Below are 16,377 nucleotides of genomic sequence, written 5' to 3'. Positions count from 1 at the left end.
CCTCATGGTATCATATAGCCTTGACCAATTTTCGTTTGAATATAATCTTTGATGCCAGCACCTTCAATTTTTTTGCGCAGCCGATTGATATTGACCGTTAGCGTATTGTCATCAACGAATCGTTCATCTTCCCATAAATCGCGGAGAAGTTCCTCGCGACTGACAATATTACCATGACGCCGCATAAGATATTGCAAGAGCCGGTATTCGTTTTTAGAGAGATCAATCGTGGTATCTTTGATCTTGGCACTGCCGCTTTGTAAATTTAATAAAACACCCTTATGTTCGATCACATTCTGGGTAGGCTCAGTGTAATTATAAGTGCGCCGCAATAGCGCGTTGATCTTTGCGACGAGCACCTCCATCGCAAATGGCTTATTAACGAAATCATCGGCACCCATATTCATAGCCATCACCATGTCCATGTTGGTGTTACGCGAGGAAATAAAGATCATTGGGACCTTTGAGATCTCACGAATTTTTTGATTCCAATAAAAACCATCATAGACTGGTAGATTAATATCCATTAAGACCAGGTGGGGTTTTTCTTGAATAAAGTTGTTTAAGACTTGATTGAAGTCTGAAATTTCTAACGGGATCAACTGCCATTTTTTTAATTCATTAGCAATTAAACCACTGATTGTTTTATCATCTTCAACGATCAGAATTTTAAACATGTTTTCACCTCTATCTTATCAATATTACCGATTCGATTTAAGGATTACAACCACATAAATTCCGACTCGAGACGGTATAGTCCGTTAGGGATATCTGGTAAGATAGAAAGCATATGGAGGACGACCATGGGTATTTTAAACGCACAACACTTGATAAAAGTATTTGGCCACCGTTTAAGTCTAACAAAGGCATTAAATGATTTTTCGTTAGAAGTACAGGCAGGTGAGTTTGTCGGTATCATGGGCCCTTCAGGTGCAGGGAAGAGCACCTTGCTGAATGTGATTTCTACGATTGATCGGCCTACTAGTGGCAGGGTGACATTACTAGGTCAGGATCTAAGAAAATTAAAAGGGAAACAGTTAGCCCAATTTCGGCGTGAAAAATTAGGCTTTATTTTCCAAGACTTCAATCTTGTGGACGCTTTGACGGTCAAAGAAAATATCGCCTTGCCGCTGTCATTAAATCATCAACCGCCTGCACAAATCAAGCAACATGTTCAAGCGGTTAGTCAAATTCTGGGTTTACAAGAATTATTGACGTATTATCCATTGGAATTATCAGTCGGTCAACGGCAACGTATTGCGGCGGCACGTGCTTTAGTCACCGAACCAGCTATTTTATTTGCTGATGAACCAACGGGTAGTTTGGATTCGCGGGCCGCCACTGACTTTTTACAACATTTACAACGCATTAACCAGGGACAGATATCCGATACGGCGCACATATCAACACCAACGACGATTATCATGGTCACGCATGATGCCTTTACAGCTAGTTTTTGTAAACGTATCTTGTTTATTAAGGATGGGTCACTGTTTGCAGAGCTGATTCGCAGTAGTGATCGCCAGACATTCTTTGATCAAATTATTGATATGCAAGCAACAATCGGGGGAGGAGGGCGCATGAATGCTCGGCAAGCTCGGAATTAAAAGTGTGCGTCAAAATCCTATGATCCATAGTATTTTCATCGTAATCACAGCCTTGAGTACGATGGCTTCGAGTGATTTTTTACTGATGGCAGCTGACCCCACTTTAACAGATCGCTTTAAACCCTATTTTTATTATCCTGATAGTGTATTTCGTGCTTTTTCAACAATTTCAGTATTACTGTTGATTGCTTTTTCGATCTACTGGAATCGGCTATTTATGCGACATAAATTACATACCTTGGGGTTATTAGAGCTCTTAGGTTTGCGACGGCTCAAAATATTAATTTTGATCAATGGTGAAATTTTAATTAGTCAATTGATTGCCACGAGTATTGGCATCTTAACTGGCCTACTTTTCTACAAATTATTGGCCATGATCTTGTTAAAAATTTGTGGTTTATCCACTCAAATTGGCTTTTACTTTGATTGGCAATCACTACTGATTACCATTGTATGGACAGTTCTGATCCAGTTATTGCTGGCATTTTTTAATGGGATAAAGATCAGGCGCTGGGATACGGTTAAATTAACCCAAGGCCTAGCCCAAAAAAATGACTTAAAATTACCTTTAATTTTGCGTTTATTTGTTGGCACGATAGATTTATTTTTACTTGGGATCGTGGCTTGGATCAGTAGTAATATTTATCAGCATCAAGGTTTTGTCGCTGAAATTTTGGGACGAAAAGTTGACTTGATGTTATTAGATCTTGGTTTATTGGTGTTTTGGATTATTAGCCTATGGTTATTGTTTGCAGTCACCTTGCCAACGTTGATTGATCTTGTTAGTCTACGACCGGGGTTATACTTTAAAGGACTGAAACCTTTTTGGCTGGCTGAGCTAAAACATTGGTTCATCAATAACCATAATGCTATGTTTGGTATCAGTATTTTCTTAGGCATCTCATTTTCGTTATTAACGACGGGGTCACTCTTTTCCCGGTATATTTATGCGGCTACAGATGATGAGGCAAATTTCAGTATTATTAGCACAGCGGAAAAAAGACCCGCAATCCAAAAGTTTCTGCAAAAAAATAACCTTACCTATGATGAAACGCCGCCGTTACCTACAAAATTGATCACAGCAAGTTACCAATTGGATAGCGTCGTCAATGGTGCTTCTGTCAGTGGCGCTGGACCGACAATGTTATTATCGACGCATACGTTTCATCAGATTCAGCGGGCCAATCAGCGGTTTGGTCGCCGGGGCTACAGCAAATTAAATTTAGCACCGGGACAAGTGCGTTTGATTATTCCTCAGACTGGATTATTAAAGCATTCCCAATTTCAGCAGACGCAACATCGGCCAAATGTTAAATTAGGCAGTCATCCCAGTTTTAAACGTGAAGTAAGTCAAGTTTCACGTCAATTCCCTTTAAATAATAGTTTGGCATTTCAAAGCGCAATTATTCTGACCAATCGAGATTATCAAGCAATCAAAACGCACAATGCAGAAACATATTATGGCTTTCACCTGCATCAAGCGTTGACTAATGAACAGCTACTCGAATTACGTCAGTTGAATCAAAAACAGCGGTATCGCACGGATGAGCGAACGGGCCAGATTTATGAGACCAAGTCGACTACGGCGCAAACTTTTTATCGCACACAAATATACTCACGACAAGAAACTTCAATGAGTAATCGAATCCTAGTTGGGGTTTATATTTTTGTCGGTGTCTTTGTTAGTTTAGTCTTTGTAGTTGCTATGGCACAAATCATCATGCTGAAACGTTTAATAGTTGCTGAAACTTTACGCACAGATTTTATGACTTTAGAGAAAATTGGTGTGCCCACTGCTGATTTGCGTCGTGGAGTGTACGTGACACATACAGTCATCTTTGGACTGTTGTATGGTTTTGCTATTGTAGAAGCTAGTTTTGTTACGAATTTTATAAAAACTTTTGTAAACAATCCTAATCAGTTATTGATGTATGGTATTTTGGCTCTGGTCACCTTGATTTATAGCGTGATTTATTTGATAACAAATTATCTATTTGTTCGAATGGTTTCAAATTAAGAATAGAAAGAGGTTTCGCATGCAATTTTCGATACGCAATATTAAGTTACAAGCTAGAAAAGCATTAAAGGGTCGCTGGTTTCAGCCTATCTGGCTACTAGTTACGAGCTTTTTGCTAGTTCAGTTACTGGGGTCTTTATTAAGTAGTGGACTAGGTCAAAATTCATTTATTGAAACGTTATTATTTATGCTTTTAAATTATTTTTTACTATTTTCATTTAAATATGGCCAATATTATTATCCCAACTCTGTTTTTGCAGAACAACCGTTTCGCTTCTCCATGTTATTCATTGGCCTATCGCCGTTATATTATAAACGTTTCGTTATTTTGAATTTTATTGAATCTGTTTTGTTAATGTTACGGACTTGGCTGATTTTTATACCATTTATCGGCTCTTTAAGCCTACTAGACATGTTGCAAATCAACTACGGAATGAGTTCTGTTAAATTGCTGACTCGGATTGAAACCATCATTGCGCATTTTGATGTTTGGCATTTAACTGGTTTGATCTTATTGCTAGTCCTTGCTGGAATTTTATGGTTATGGCTCAATGGTTTTTTCCAAATTGCTGCTTACCTTGTTTTTGAGAATGGACAAAATTCGAGAGCACGAATTTTGTCGGCAACTTTGTTGTTCATGCACCACCACTGGCTTGACTTACTAAAATTACAACTATCTTTTATCGGCTGGTACCTCTTCTTTCCAGTGACATTTCTATGGCTAATACCCTATCGCCAAATGGCTATTTTTATTTTTTATGTGTCGATCAAACACGAGTTTATGGCTAAGTTAGCTCAGGTACAAGCTGACCAAGCAGAGACTTTAGCTAGAATTCAGCGGCTGCAAAAAGATCACGATGAAGCAGCTGAAGATGATAATGACCAAGATCATTCTAAGGAATAGCTGATTTCATAAAAACTCCAATCATTGGCACTTTGGTCAGCTAAGTCCTTGATTTGATCAAATAGTGGACTTTGTTGAAAAAGCTGGTATTGTTGCGCATTTGGCCAACTTGTTAACAGGAGAAATTTTTTACGGATATCTTTTTGGATACCTAAAAGGGCAACCTGATCTTGTTGCGCGAGTTGAGTCACAACTTTGATTAAACGATTACGATAATGATCGTTTTCGTCATCATTAAAGGTGAAATAAAACAAATGTAAGAAATTGCGCAGTGATGCAAAGGCGTCACCGGCAATCAAATCGTATTGTGCTGGTTGTTTGAATACGGAAGATCGGCCGGTTACTTCTAAAAGTAGATTATCTTTTTCTCCCATACTATCAGGGTGATAGAGTTTAAGTGGACGTCTGGGATTATTTTTTTGAATCTCTTGTAACACAGATTTGGAACCAAGCGTAAGATAGAGTTGTGTCATAAATAAAACCTCCAAAAAATTTAATTAAGGGTGATTATAATGAAATTGACAGTTTTAGGTTATTACGGCGGCTATCCATATCAAGGCCATGGCACAAGCGGCTATTTGCTGCAGTCTGAAGATGGCTTTAACTTACTGCTGGAAGCAGGCAGTGGGGTTTTATTAGCACTACAAAAATACTTAGACCCATTGCAATTGAATGCCGTGCTATTATCTCACTATCACCACGATCATACAGCCGATGTGGGTGTACTGCAATATTATTGGCAGCTTGCACCAGGGGCACATCGAGAGAAAGTTTTACCAATTTACGGTCATACTAAAGAAACGCTAAGTTTTGCGGCGCTAACGATGCCAGGTTTCACACAGGGCGTAGCCTATGACCCTGAGCAGATTTTAGATCTAGGCCCTTTTAGCATTACTTTTACACCGACGAAACATCCTGTGCCAGCATTTGCGATGCGTATCGTAGAAAAACAAACGGGCAAGGTACTTACCTTTACATCGGATACGGCTTACATGGACACATTAGTCGATTTTGCCCGTGATAGTGATTTGTTGATGACGGATACTAATTTTTTTGCGAATAAAACTGGTAAAATATGGCATATGACTAGCACACAGTCAGGTACACTTGCTGAGCAGGCTGGTGTGGCTCAATTACTATTGACGCATTTACCTCAAGTGTCTAATTTGGAAGATTTGGTGTCAGAAGCAGAAAAAGTTGCCCCAAGTGTAAAGATTCATTTGGCCCATGAAGGCTTAACCATAAAATTGGTCTAATTTTAGCTGAATGCTTATAATATCAACTGTTATGCAAAACTAAATCATTTATTTTAATTGTGAATTGTTTTTCTTTTAAAGATATTTAACAGCGTATAAAAGTCAATTTAGTTTCTGAAAGGCTTTTCAGCATGTGATAGGTATCTATTATTATCTAAAAAATTTACAAAAACAGCTATTAGTGTCTATTAAAAATTTTAATTTTAATAAAGATTCTTCTCGGAATTTGGTGGTCAGACCAATTCCACTATATTATAATATTAATTGTAATCTATAGGGAGCAAATTGCATTTGTTCTTAAAGGGGAGATATTTTATGACAGTTACTTTGTATACTTCACCAAGTTGCACTTCTTGCCGGAAAGCGCGTGCTTGGCTAAAAGAACATGACATTCCATTTACAGAACGCAATATTTTCTCAGATCCCCTAAATAAGAATGAAATCAAACGTATCTTACGAATGACGGAAAACGGTACGGAAGAGATTATCTCTACCCGTTCAAAGATCTTTCAGGAATTAGGTATTTCTCTTGATGATTTATCCATGGATGAATTGTTTGATTTGGTTCAAAAAAACCCTGGGTTATTGAGAAGACCAATTATTATGGATGATAAACGCCTTCAAGTTGGGTACAATGAAGATGAAATTCGCCGTTTCTTACCTCGTAAAGTTAGAGCTTTAGAACTACAACAAGCACAGTTATCTGCTGGATTATAAAATTGAATATTGTTTCAAGCAGACTGATGGACGACCGAGCGTTTTGCCACCAGTCTTTTTATATTTTGAATGCATCGATATTGCTAGACACTGTATCAGACGGGGATTAGTTGCATTTATGTTAGATTAGTGTTAACTTATCTTGGTCAATGTCAAAAATGCTGTTGATGTTGTTCGCTTTTTTTAATATGATGGTGTAATATTACTCATGAGAAGAGATATCTCTAAGTATGCACATTTCTAGAAACGAGGTGCGGTTAAATGGAAATGGAACGAATTAATGAGAATACTATCCGTGTGATCCTCGGTAATCAAGATTTAGAAGATCGTGGTATTACTGTCCTCGATTTATTAGGGAACCATAAACAAATCGAAAGCTTTTTCTATAGTATTTTGGAAGAGGTAGATAAAGACCACACTTTTACATCCAATGACGCCGTTACATTCCAAGTGATGCCAAACAAAAAGGGCCTTGAACTGTTAATTAGCAAAGGGTCGCCTGAAGGGTCAGAGGATACTGACGATTTTGCAATGGAAGATGATCTATCTGACGATGAAGAAGTTTCAGATTACATTAAGAAACAACTACAACAAAGTGACAACACAAATGGTCCAAGAAGTACAGTCAGCCACTTTAACGATGTTAAAAGTAAAAATAAAAAGCCATTGAATGGTTTTACAGCAAAACCAGAACCTGAGTTTGAAGAGATTCTACTCGAATTTAGTGATTTTGAAGATGTTATTTCTGCGGCAGATGCTTTGCAGCTTGGTCATGCTAAAAGTAATTTATATTCTTATCAAAATAAATACTATCTAGATTTGATCGTTTACACGGCTGATTTAGAGGATATTAATTTGTCAGATGCTGTTGCAGTTGCCTTTGAATATGGCAACCGTACCAAGGTAACGCCTGAAGTCCTGTCAGAATATGGGCATTTATTAATGTCTGAAAATGCACTGTCACAAATCAATCATTATTTTGGCTAGTTTAACTAGGTACGTTGCTCATTAGAGTTAAATTTAAAGTCTGAGAACAAAATTTGCTTTTTGTTCTCAGACTTTTTTGCGTAATTTATGAATTAGAGGAGACGGTGTTATATGAATTATGCGTTAACTGAGCAGAATGAATTGGTGTATTTAATGGATCAAAGACAGTTTTTAGAGTTATCACGAATACAGCAGCGTTACTATTGTCCTGAATGTGGGGGTCAGCTGCGGCTGAAAAAAGCTACAAAACAAACACGGCCGCATTTTGTTCATATCAATCAAACAAGCCATCAACGCGGTGAAAGTGCCATCCATATTCAAGGCAAGCAAGTTTTGTCAACCGCTTTGGATTGTTTGCACATACCTAATATGTTAGAGGTCCGTACTGAAACCAAAACGCGGCGAGCAGATATTTATTTGACGTATCAGCAGCAACAAATTGCGTTAGAGTGGCAATGTGCACTGATTGGCCAGCAAGAAATATTAGCGCGCTCTCAATCTTATACCAATCAACAAATCAAAGTTCATTGGATCTTGGGGCCCAATTATCGGCTTAAAAATCGACTGCGGCAAATACATTTAGCCATGTTGCGTTATCGTCCGGATTGGGGATTTTATTTACTTTATTTGGAACCAAAAAATCAGGCATTACAGCTGATACATCATATCCGCCAATTTGATTTACGCCGTCAAATTATTTATGAGAAAACACAATGGCCCTTACAAATTGGCTTACTTTATCTACTAGGACGGCCACAAAAAAAATTATCGGCGTGTAAACAAACGACAATTCATGATCCCCTGAGCTTTGAGCAAAAAAGACGGTATATCCAACGGCAGCTTTACCAAGGCAATCAGGAAATACACCAGCTACAATTGCAAGCCTACCGTCAAGGACACCGAATAGATGCCATACCATTTGTTTGTTTTGAAGCACAGCCTTTACCGCCACTTACAACAAAGCGTTTAGCCTTGTTGAATTTTGAACTACTACTTTTATTAGAACAACAGCCACATCAAACACTTACTGCGCTGCAGGCGTTTATAAACAGCCGATTAGGAGACTATTGGATTAATCGCGAATTTAAAGCTTATTGGCCAAGAAAAGTATTAGCACAATTTTTGAGGCGCTTACAAGTCCAGGGTAATCTAAAAATTAAGCATGATCAAATCCAATTTTTTTCTTGGCCCATTGAAGTTAAAATATAGTCCCTTGAGATTGTTGCTTAATTAAGCCGTAATTAAATAAAATTCGGCGCAAAAAAATAGCGTGGCTCAAACAAAACTAATACCTTGCTTTCAGCCACCCATTAATTAAGGAATATTTGTTCTTTAAGCGTGTACTTGAAATAAGCTTGGAGCTTAATCAAGGCAACGTGTGGAAATTTAAAGTGTGTACGTTCTGTGTTTCAGGCTCAATGATACTTTGATCAGCATCTAAGTTAAGCATACGGTCGAAGACATGATGCAGTAAATCGTAAGAATCACAGTTCTCAATTAGAACGCCAGTATCTTGTTGCTCACTGCAGTAATTATAAATGACAGCAGTTGGCGCATCCACAACTTTCATTTCGCTAATGAAATGTTCATCTTCGCGGTATAGTTCTTGGATTAATGAATCTTGCCGATCTTCTCGAAAAAGTGCAATATCAAGGTCTGCTGATTTCAATGCGGTGGTAATCGTTTCTTTATTGTAAGATCGACCTTCATCATTGATCAAAGTTTGTAAGGCAATTAAGAAGTTTCGGCTTTTACGATTGCCTTGAAAGCTGGCTGCTTTATAATCCAAGGACGCCGAATAAGCCCAATTAGTCAGTTGATTACGTAATTGAAGATTAGTAGGATCGAAATGCTTTAGGGACATATATTTACCGATGACAGGTAGTGAAACCACCGGAATAAATTTATACTTAATTTCAGAGTCAAACTCTGAAACAAGTTTTAAAAGGATGTTCTCGGCATTTAAACATTGACAGCCTATTGGATTGACGAACAAAAAGAGTTCTAACACATTGTCTCCCCCATATCGTGACGTATTTACCAATGAAAGACGAATTATTATTAAAAAAATTTATATGTTATTTTCATAATAACTTTACCAAAAATATTTGTAATTTCAACTAATCTGCCTTGAAAACAAGTTTAAATTTACTTAACTTTTAAAATGTTGAACCGCACGGACGACTTTATTAGTTACCGCTCTATTAGGAATGTCATTTTGGGCTAATAAATTTAAGAAAAAGTGCTTATTTTGGTAGGCTTTGGCTACGTTCTGGATCTCTAGCTCACACTCGTAGTCTTGGGCGTGATCTGCATAGGTGGTACGATCTAAAGTCAATAAACCAGCCGGTAATGTTGCTAAATACCGTTCTGTTTTTGCTAAACCAATAATTTGTAAGTCACTAATTTTAACTTTTAATCTGGTTAATTGATTAGCAGTGGCACCATGCAAATAAATTTGATTTTGTTGGACTAATGCTTGAGCTTGGGTTAGCGTCAGTGGGTCTGTTATTTCAGTTAATTGATGCTCGGCCTTAGTGGTCGATAGCTTCAAAGTTTGTTCAGCAGTTGTCTGGAAAAGTCGAATCCGCAAGCCGATACTTTTTTGTTGCAGCAGCTTAGCTGAAGTGTCAAAATAATAATTCGTCTGCACAAAAGGTGCTGTAAATGAATATTGTTTTAATATCTCTTGAAACTCTTTTTCTGTTAATAGGTTTTTAAATTCTATCTCGATTGCTTGAGTCACATTATCACCAACAGCACTATAGCACAAAGCAATGGGAAATTACCACGATTTGCTTTGCAGTACAATAAATATAAATATGTTAAAATGGTAATCGTTATGATTTCTGTATACCATGGCAACATCGTAAGAATAGAAGGTTGAATAATGACAATGAACTGGGACACATTTTTATTACCTTATGAACAAGCTGTATCCGAGTTGAAAATCAAATTCCGCGGTATGCGCAAAGAGTTTCAACAACGAGGGGAGCATACACCAATTGAATTTGTGACCGGCCGAGTTAAACCGGTAGCTAGCATTCAAGAGAAAATGCAGCGTCGAGTGATCGAACCGGATTTGTTGGAAGCTGATATGCAAGATATTGCTGGTTTAAGAATTATGTGCCAATTTGTTGAGGATATTTATCAAGTTGTTGAAATCTTACGGCAACGTAAAGATATGGAAATCGTTGAGGAACGCGATTATATCACGAATAAAAAACCCAGTGGATATCGCTCTTACCATATTATTATTGAGTATCCCGTTCAATTGAGTGATGGGGAGAAAAAAATCTTGGCCGAGGTGCAAGTACGTACGTTAAGTATGAACTTTTGGGCAACCATTGAACATTCACTCAATTATAAATACCAAGGGGAATTCCCTAGTGAAATCCAGCAGCGTCTGCAAAAAGCTGCTGAAGCCGCTTTCCAATTAGATCAAGAAATGTCAGCCATTCGTGAGGAAATTCAAGAGGCCCAACGATTTTTCTCATATGGTAAAGTCCCCAACCAACCCATCAACCAAGATCAAGTACCCACACAAATTAGAGATAATATCGATCGAATCAAAAAAGAGGTAGAACAAAATGGGTCCGAAACTAAAGATAGCGATTCATAATAATCGCAAACCCAACACGTTGAAGGCAGTGAATTATTTACGTTCAGGCTTGCAGAAATCAGGTTTTCGCTTCGATAATCGTCATCCAGATATTGTGATCACGGTAGGTGGCGATGGTACTTTACTGTCAGCTTTTCACCGCTATGCGGCACAGCTAGATCATGTTCGCTTTGTTGGTGTCCATACAGGACACTTGGGCTTTTATACGGATTGGCGTGATTACGAATTAGACCATTTGATCGATGCTCTCAAAGTGGATTCTGGTCAAAGTGTCGCTTATCCATTGCTTGATGTGACCACCACATACAAAAATAGCCGGGAACAAGCACATTTCTTATGTTTAAATGAATCTACGATCAAACGGCTAGGCAGTACGCTTAGGGCTAATGTATATATTCAAGACAGCTTTTTTGAAAGTTTTCGCGGTGATGGGCTATGTGTTTCAACACCAACGGGGTCTACGGCTTATAGCAAGTCTTTAGGCGGCGCGGTCTTACATCCGCGTTTAGAAGCATTACAAATCACTGAGATTGCTTCGATTAATAACCGAGTTTATCGAACCTTGTCTGCACCAGTAGTTGTCGCTTCTGATGAGAATATCGTATTTAAGCCAAGTCCCGCTGATGATTATGTATTAACTGTAGACCAGTTGACCCTGAACCACCGGCCTATTGAAAAGTTAGAATATCGTATTGCTAAAGAACGCATCCACTTTGCCCGCTATCGGCATATGCACTTTTGGGATCGGGTAGAAGAGGCCTTTATTGGTGCCAATAGTCATGAGGAACTATCATGAATTTTTCTTGGTATGTTCCTGATGATTTTCCACGTAAGTCATTAGAAAAATTTTTAGAGCATCAAGGGCTATCTAAAAGCATTATCGCCAAAACAAAATTCAACGGTGGGGCGATTTATGTCAACCACCACCGGCGCAATACGGATTATCCGATCAAGCCTAAAGATCATATCACTGTCACGCTGCCTCCAGAAAAAGATGCGAAGCACTTAGTACCAGTCCATCGGCCGCTAGATATTATTTTTGAAGATCCGCATTTTTTAGTCGTCAATAAACCGGCTGGCTTGCCTTCGATTCCATCGCGGTCGTCTTTTTATGATTCTGTTGCCAATCGGGTCAAAGGTCATTTGGTACGGCGTGCCCATGAAAGTTTGGCGATCCACGTTGTTTCTCGACTAGATCAAGATACCAGCGGTTTGATGCTATTTGCTAAACATAGCTTTGCCCATTCAGTTATGGCTAAACAATTGCATCAACAAGCGATGCAGAAATACTATTTGGCATTAGTCGTAGGGCATTTAGCAAAACCCCAGGGCCTGATCGATCAGCCAATTAAGCGGACGGCACCTTATGCCATGAAGCGTAGTGTCGGTATTGACGGGCGGCCTGCACAGACCAAATATCGGGTATTGGCCGAGTTTCCAGATATGAGTTTGGTGCAGTTAAAATTGCTGACGGGACGAACCCATCAGATTCGAGTGCATATGCAGTGGTTAGGACATCCGCTTATTGGGGATCCGTTATATAATCCAGAAAATCAACAATTACATCGACAAGCATTGCATGCATGGAAGTTATGCTTTAAGCACCCCTTTACTTCAGAACTGTTAACTTTCCAAGCACCCTTGCCAGCGGATATACAACAATTATTGTACCAGCGGGGCTGGTCTAAAAATCAAATGGTTTAAGAAAGTAGGGGGCAATATGCATCAAGTCAAAAAACACCAGGTCTATTATTATCTTGGTGCTTTTTTAATACCATTTTTGCTTGTGGCTATCTTTTTCATGTGTCGTCAAATAACACCATTTGGGCAGCGTAATTTATTGATCAGTGATATGGGGACGCAATATGTGCCGTTCCTAACAGATTTACGACAACGACTATTGACCCATGACTGGTCTTTTTATGCTTTTAATTTATCGTTAGGGGACAATTATTTTCCCCTAATGGCCTATTACTTGATTAGTCCATTTAATTTGGTGATTCTGCTTTTTCCAGCGGCGGCACTACCTTTGGCGGTCTCTTGGATTATTATGCTTAAAATTGGGGCAATCGGTGTGGCAATGGCCTTTTATTTAAGTAAAACTTATCACAATCATTATATGACCAATCTCTTTTTCACCACGGCGTTTGCTTGCTGTGGCTTTGTGGCTAATTATTTCTACACAGTTATGTGGCTGGATGCTTTAATTCTGTTACCGCTGATTGCTTGCGGCATCCAACGATTGGTCCATCAAAATAAATCCGCATTATTTTATTGGACGATTTTAGCAACTATTTTAACAAATTTTTACCTGGGGTATATGTCCTGCCTATTTGCTGTTTTATTTTATCTATATTTGGTCTTAGAAGATAATCACCGTCAAACTAAATTAGTAACAACGTTGAAAACAAAATGGCGTTTAACTTTGAAGTTTTTTGAAACATTAATATTGAGTGGCCTAAGTAGTGCTATGCTATTATTGCCGACTTTGTTAGGGATGTTACAAACAGGTAAGTCTGATTTTTCAAAACAGACATTTTTACCGTTACCTAAGTTTGGGCTGGAAGCTTTTGTCCAAACAGGTGTTGTCGGCTCAAACTATCGGGGTCGGTTGGCACATACGCCAACGATTTATATTGGCTTGACCATTACATTTTTTGCGATACTTTTCTTTTTGAACAAGCAAATCGAGCGTCAACACCGCATCAGACTGGGCGGATTATTGCTGACATTAGCGTTAAGTATGTGGCTCCGCAGTTTAAATACAATTTGGCATATGATGCAAGAACCCAAAGGCTTTCCTTATCGAAATACTTATTTCTTTAGTTTTATATTGATTTTGTGTGCCTATGAAGCTTGGCAAAATCGATATCATAGTTGTCCTAAACTATATTATTGGGCTGCTGGGCTCATGGGTAGTTTTATTAGCCTCGGCTATTTAGCTGCTTGGTGGCGGCAACCACTTCTAAGCGCAAAAAAGACTTATCCTCAATTATATGTTGGGTGGCGTTATTGGCTGCTAGACTTGCTGATCATCAGTTTAATATTGTTGATTTTGATTAAATACCGTCAGATGTCACGTCGTTTTAATATGGCATTGATGTTGGTTTTATGTGGCGAGTTGCTTGTTAACTTTTATGGGAGTTTCACTGGTGCTAAAACCGGGAATGAGGGCATTTATCAGCAAAATTATCAAATTGAACACCAATGGTTTTATAAGGCACACCACCAGACCAGTGATTTTTACCGTGTTGCCAATAAAAATTCACTAATCAATGCCGCGTACCGCGAGCCTTATTATAACTACAACGATCTATTGCTCTTCAATAGTCGAGGCCTCGATTATTATAGTTCTACTATTAATGATCATACGCGAAGAATGTTAAAACGATTGGGCTATTATAGCAAGAACGCACGCCGTATTAATTCTTTTGGTGCGACGGAACTGACCAATAGTTTGTTTAGCGTGCGTTATCAATTAACGATGACAAAAGACGATTACAATTTATTTGAGCGCAACGATGTCTTGCCATTTGGTTTTGGTGCCACCGCGGCACTGCGACATTTTCATTTACGGTCACATCAGGCACTAGCCAATCAACAACGGCTGTTCCAGGCAATTTCCGGATCACCAGCTCAATTTTATCGGGCACCGACTTTAGTGTCTCAACAAGTTACAGCAATCGGGAAAAGGCGCCTATATCGGCTGGTACTCAAACCTAAAAAGACGGGTCAGCTTTATGCTGCCTTGCCAAATGTGAATATTCAAAAAGCAACGATTCAAGTGAATGGTAAGAAACATAAAACACGAATCAAAGTAGATAGTGCTGCGGTTATGTCACTTGGCTATTTCACGGCTAAAGCACCCGTTACGTTGTCGATCGAGACACGCACTAAATTAAAACAGCCACAGCGTTATATGGCGACATTGGATCAAGTTGCCTTTGATCAAGCAATTATGCAAATTAATCAAAGACCCTATCAGATCAAGCCTAATTGGCGCGGTGATTTTTTTACCGGAACGTTTACGACTGATGCACGCAAGCCTTATTTACTGTTAAGCCTACCTTTTGATCCTGGATGGCAAGCTAAAGTCGATGGTCAAAGCAAAAAAATAAAACGGGTCGTTGGTAATTTGAGTGCACTTAAGGTAACGCCGGGCCAGCACCACATTACTTTAAGATATGAAGTACCAGGTTTAAGATTGGGGGGCTGGCTAAGTTTTGTGAGTATGAGTATTTACCTTGGCGGTTTATGCTTTGAAAGCAAAAGCCGATTTAAGCATTTAAATCTTAGGAAGGGTGGCAAGCGGTCATAACTGCGTCAGCTTATGCAACTTATTATTTCACCAGCAAAGAAAATGGTTGTCAATCGAGATGACTTTGCAGTACAAGGTCAGCCGGTCTTCTTAAAAAAAACCGAGCAAATCTTGAAACATCTGCGCACGTTGTCTTATCAGGAACTACAAAGTTTATGGCGAACGAGCGATCGGCTAACCCAGTATAATGTGACCCAGTTGGCTCAATTAGACTTGAAACAAAGATTGACGCCAGCAATTTTAAGTTATGCCGGGATACAGTACCAATCTTTAGCCGCCGATCTTCTGTCTACTTCGGGTTTGACATACTTACAACAGCATTTATGGATTCTGTCAGCCTTTTATGGTCTTCTGCGCCCCTTTGATGGGATTGCGCCCTACCGGTTGGACATGCAGGCCAAAATGTCAGTTGCCGGTCATCCAAATTTGTATGATTTTTGGGGTGATCACGTTTATCGTGAATTAGTTAAGGGCAAGGAACCAATTGTCAATTTGGCGTCTCAAGAATATGCCAAACTGATTCTACCCTTTTCTCAAGGCCACCCACGGATTGTTACCATCACCTTTGGACAGTATATTGATGGCCAATTCAAAACGCGAGCTACATTTGCAAAGCGCGCTCGCGGTGAAATGGTCCGTTATTTAGCTGAACATCAAATAAATCAGATTGATACAATCAAAGCGATTGATTTACCGAATTATCGATTTTGTCCTGAACAATCCAATACGACAAATTTTGTGTTTGCTGGCACGAAAATTAAATGATGATTATAAGGCCGTTGTCCTTTATCAAGCTGAGGATAATAGCCTGTATAAAAAGTGGAGGCTGGGACATAAGTCTTTTTATACAGCCTAAAGTAAAAAATTCCTTGAGATCTGATCTCAAGGAATTTTTTGCTTTTATGTAGGCACGAAGTGCCTTCCAATGTTATTCTATAAGCGACAAAAC

At 38.9% G+C, this 16,377-nt stretch carries 16 protein-coding genes; 12 read left to right on the top strand and 4 right to left on the bottom strand.

Annotated elements, in window-relative coordinates; genetic code table 11:
- Positions 1–2 precede the first annotated feature (2 nt).
- Positions 3–677 carry a response regulator transcription factor gene (locus tag FHQ08_RS01925; protein WP_230912699.1) on the bottom strand — a complete coding sequence of 225 codons (675 nt, stop codon included), beginning with the start codon at positions 675–677 and terminating at the stop codon, positions 3–5.
- A gap of 126 nt (positions 678–803) precedes the next feature.
- Between FHQ08_RS01925 and FHQ08_RS01920 the strand changes: the two genes are divergently transcribed.
- The 3 genes from FHQ08_RS01920 to FHQ08_RS01910 are packed head-to-tail and all read left to right on the top strand — an operon-like array spanning position 804 to position 4,528.
- Positions 804–1,607 (top strand): ABC transporter ATP-binding protein, encoded by an 804-nt coding sequence (locus FHQ08_RS01920; protein ID WP_230912698.1) that lies wholly within the window; start codon positions 804–806, stop codon positions 1,605–1,607.
- Complete coding sequence (locus FHQ08_RS01915) at positions 1,585–3,624, top strand: FtsX-like permease family protein (protein WP_230912697.1); 2,040 nt, start codon at positions 1,585–1,587, stop codon at positions 3,622–3,624. The genes FHQ08_RS01920 and FHQ08_RS01915 overlap by 23 nt, the downstream gene beginning before the upstream one ends.
- Before the next feature lie 19 nt (positions 3,625–3,643).
- Entirely contained in the window at positions 3,644–4,528 is an 885-nt protein-coding gene (locus tag FHQ08_RS01910; protein WP_230912696.1) for a DUF975 family protein, read from the top strand.
- Here FHQ08_RS01910 and FHQ08_RS01905 read toward each other — a convergent pair.
- Positions 4,513–5,001 carry a hypothetical protein gene (locus FHQ08_RS01905; RefSeq protein ID WP_230912695.1) on the bottom strand — a complete coding sequence of 163 codons (489 nt, stop codon included), beginning with the start codon at positions 4,999–5,001 and terminating at the stop codon, positions 4,513–4,515. The genes FHQ08_RS01910 and FHQ08_RS01905 overlap by 16 nt on opposite strands.
- A 39-nt stretch (positions 5,002–5,040) precedes the next feature.
- Here FHQ08_RS01905 and FHQ08_RS01900 point away from each other — a divergent pair, with 39 nt between their 5' ends.
- The 4 genes from FHQ08_RS01900 (at position 5,041) to FHQ08_RS01885 (ending at position 8,697) form a co-directional block, all read left to right on the top strand.
- A complete protein-coding gene (locus tag FHQ08_RS01900; protein ID WP_230912694.1) occupies positions 5,041–5,784 on the top strand; it encodes an MBL fold metallo-hydrolase in 744 nt (247 codons plus the stop codon).
- A gap of 315 nt (positions 5,785–6,099) precedes the next feature.
- Positions 6,100–6,501, top strand: a complete 402-nt coding sequence (gene spxA / locus FHQ08_RS01895; RefSeq protein WP_230912693.1) for a transcriptional regulator SpxA — start codon at positions 6,100–6,102, stop codon at positions 6,499–6,501.
- Between the two features lie 261 nt (positions 6,502–6,762).
- A complete protein-coding gene (locus FHQ08_RS01890) occupies positions 6,763–7,488 on the top strand; it encodes an adaptor protein MecA (protein WP_230912692.1) in 726 nt (241 codons plus the stop codon).
- 111 nt (positions 7,489–7,599) lie between these two features.
- Positions 7,600–8,697, top strand: coding sequence for a competence protein CoiA (locus tag FHQ08_RS01885; protein ID WP_230912691.1), 1,098 nt, complete (start codon positions 7,600–7,602; stop codon positions 8,695–8,697).
- Between the two features lie 157 nt (positions 8,698–8,854).
- On the opposite strand, the gene FHQ08_RS01880 is transcribed toward FHQ08_RS01885, so the two are convergent.
- Both FHQ08_RS01880 and FHQ08_RS01875 read right to left on the bottom strand, forming a co-directional pair.
- Positions 8,855–9,499 (bottom strand): DsbA family protein, encoded by a 645-nt coding sequence (locus tag FHQ08_RS01880; RefSeq protein WP_230912690.1) that lies wholly within the window; start codon positions 9,497–9,499, stop codon positions 8,855–8,857.
- Between the two features lie 141 nt (positions 9,500–9,640).
- Positions 9,641–10,234, bottom strand: coding sequence for a CYTH domain-containing protein (locus FHQ08_RS01875; RefSeq protein WP_230912689.1), 594 nt, complete (start codon positions 10,232–10,234; stop codon positions 9,641–9,643).
- Positions 10,235–10,378: 144 nt separating this feature from the next.
- Here FHQ08_RS01875 and FHQ08_RS01870 point away from each other — a divergent pair, with 144 nt between their 5' ends.
- From FHQ08_RS01870 to yaaA, 5 genes are read left to right on the top strand one after another with little or no spacing between them, the layout of a single operon-like run.
- Entirely contained in the window at positions 10,379–11,110 is a 732-nt protein-coding gene (locus FHQ08_RS01870; protein WP_230912688.1) for a GTP pyrophosphokinase, read from the top strand.
- Positions 11,079–11,906 carry an NAD kinase gene (locus tag FHQ08_RS01865; RefSeq protein WP_230912687.1) on the top strand — a complete coding sequence of 276 codons (828 nt, stop codon included), beginning with the start codon at positions 11,079–11,081 and terminating at the stop codon, positions 11,904–11,906. The genes FHQ08_RS01870 and FHQ08_RS01865 overlap by 32 nt, the downstream gene beginning before the upstream one ends.
- Positions 11,903–12,814, top strand: coding sequence for an RluA family pseudouridine synthase (locus tag FHQ08_RS01860; RefSeq protein WP_230912686.1), 912 nt, complete (start codon positions 11,903–11,905; stop codon positions 12,812–12,814). Before FHQ08_RS01865 ends, FHQ08_RS01860 begins: the two co-directional genes overlap by 4 nt.
- 16 nt (positions 12,815–12,830) lie before the next feature.
- A complete protein-coding gene (locus tag FHQ08_RS01855; protein WP_230912685.1) occupies positions 12,831–15,428 on the top strand; it encodes a YfhO family protein in 2,598 nt (865 codons plus the stop codon).
- A 12-nt stretch (positions 15,429–15,440) separates the two neighbouring features.
- Positions 15,441–16,193, top strand: a complete 753-nt coding sequence (gene yaaA, locus FHQ08_RS01850) for a peroxide stress protein YaaA (RefSeq protein WP_230912684.1) — start codon at positions 15,441–15,443, stop codon at positions 16,191–16,193.
- Positions 16,194–16,377 lie beyond the last annotated feature (184 nt).

The sequence above is a fragment of the Agrilactobacillus fermenti genome (genome assembly GCF_021030645.1).
In the GTDB taxonomy this organism is placed as follows: Bacteria; Bacillota; Bacilli; order Lactobacillales; family Lactobacillaceae; genus Agrilactobacillus; species Agrilactobacillus fermenti.
The sequence above is the reverse complement of the archived record's forward strand: the minus strand, read 5'-3'. Positions and strand labels throughout refer to the sequence as shown.

Excerpts from the sequence above, each read along its gene's own strand:
- FHQ08_RS01910 (WP_230912696.1), top strand. The coding sequence starts at position 3,644 with ATGCAATTTTCGATACGCAATATTAAGTTACAAGCTAGAAAAGCATTA.
- spxA (WP_230912693.1), top strand. The coding sequence starts at position 6,100 with ATGACAGTTACTTTGTATACTTCACCAAGTTGCACTTCTTGCCGGAAA.
- yaaA (WP_230912684.1), top strand. The coding sequence starts at position 15,441 with ATGCAACTTATTATTTCACCAGCAAAGAAAATGGTTGTCAATCGAGAT.
- FHQ08_RS01920 (WP_230912698.1), top strand. The coding sequence starts at position 804 with ATGGGTATTTTAAACGCACAACACTTGATAAAAGTATTTGGCCACCGT.
- FHQ08_RS01885 (WP_230912691.1), top strand. The coding sequence starts at position 7,600 with ATGAATTATGCGTTAACTGAGCAGAATGAATTGGTGTATTTAATGGAT.
- FHQ08_RS01925 (WP_230912699.1), bottom strand. The coding sequence starts at position 677 with ATGTTTAAAATTCTGATCGTTGAAGATGATAAAACAATCAGTGGTTTA.
- FHQ08_RS01865 (WP_230912687.1), top strand. The coding sequence starts at position 11,079 with ATGGGTCCGAAACTAAAGATAGCGATTCATAATAATCGCAAACCCAAC.
- FHQ08_RS01860 (WP_230912686.1), top strand. The coding sequence starts at position 11,903 with ATGAATTTTTCTTGGTATGTTCCTGATGATTTTCCACGTAAGTCATTA.
- FHQ08_RS01890 (WP_230912692.1), top strand. The coding sequence starts at position 6,763 with ATGGAAATGGAACGAATTAATGAGAATACTATCCGTGTGATCCTCGGT.
- FHQ08_RS01900 (WP_230912694.1), top strand. The coding sequence starts at position 5,041 with ATGAAATTGACAGTTTTAGGTTATTACGGCGGCTATCCATATCAAGGC.
- FHQ08_RS01870 (WP_230912688.1), top strand. The coding sequence starts at position 10,379 with ATGACAATGAACTGGGACACATTTTTATTACCTTATGAACAAGCTGTA.
- FHQ08_RS01915 (WP_230912697.1), top strand. The coding sequence starts at position 1,585 with ATGCTCGGCAAGCTCGGAATTAAAAGTGTGCGTCAAAATCCTATGATC.
- FHQ08_RS01855 (WP_230912685.1), top strand. The coding sequence starts at position 12,831 with ATGCATCAAGTCAAAAAACACCAGGTCTATTATTATCTTGGTGCTTTT.
- FHQ08_RS01905 (WP_230912695.1), bottom strand. The coding sequence starts at position 5,001 with ATGACACAACTCTATCTTACGCTTGGTTCCAAATCTGTGTTACAAGAG.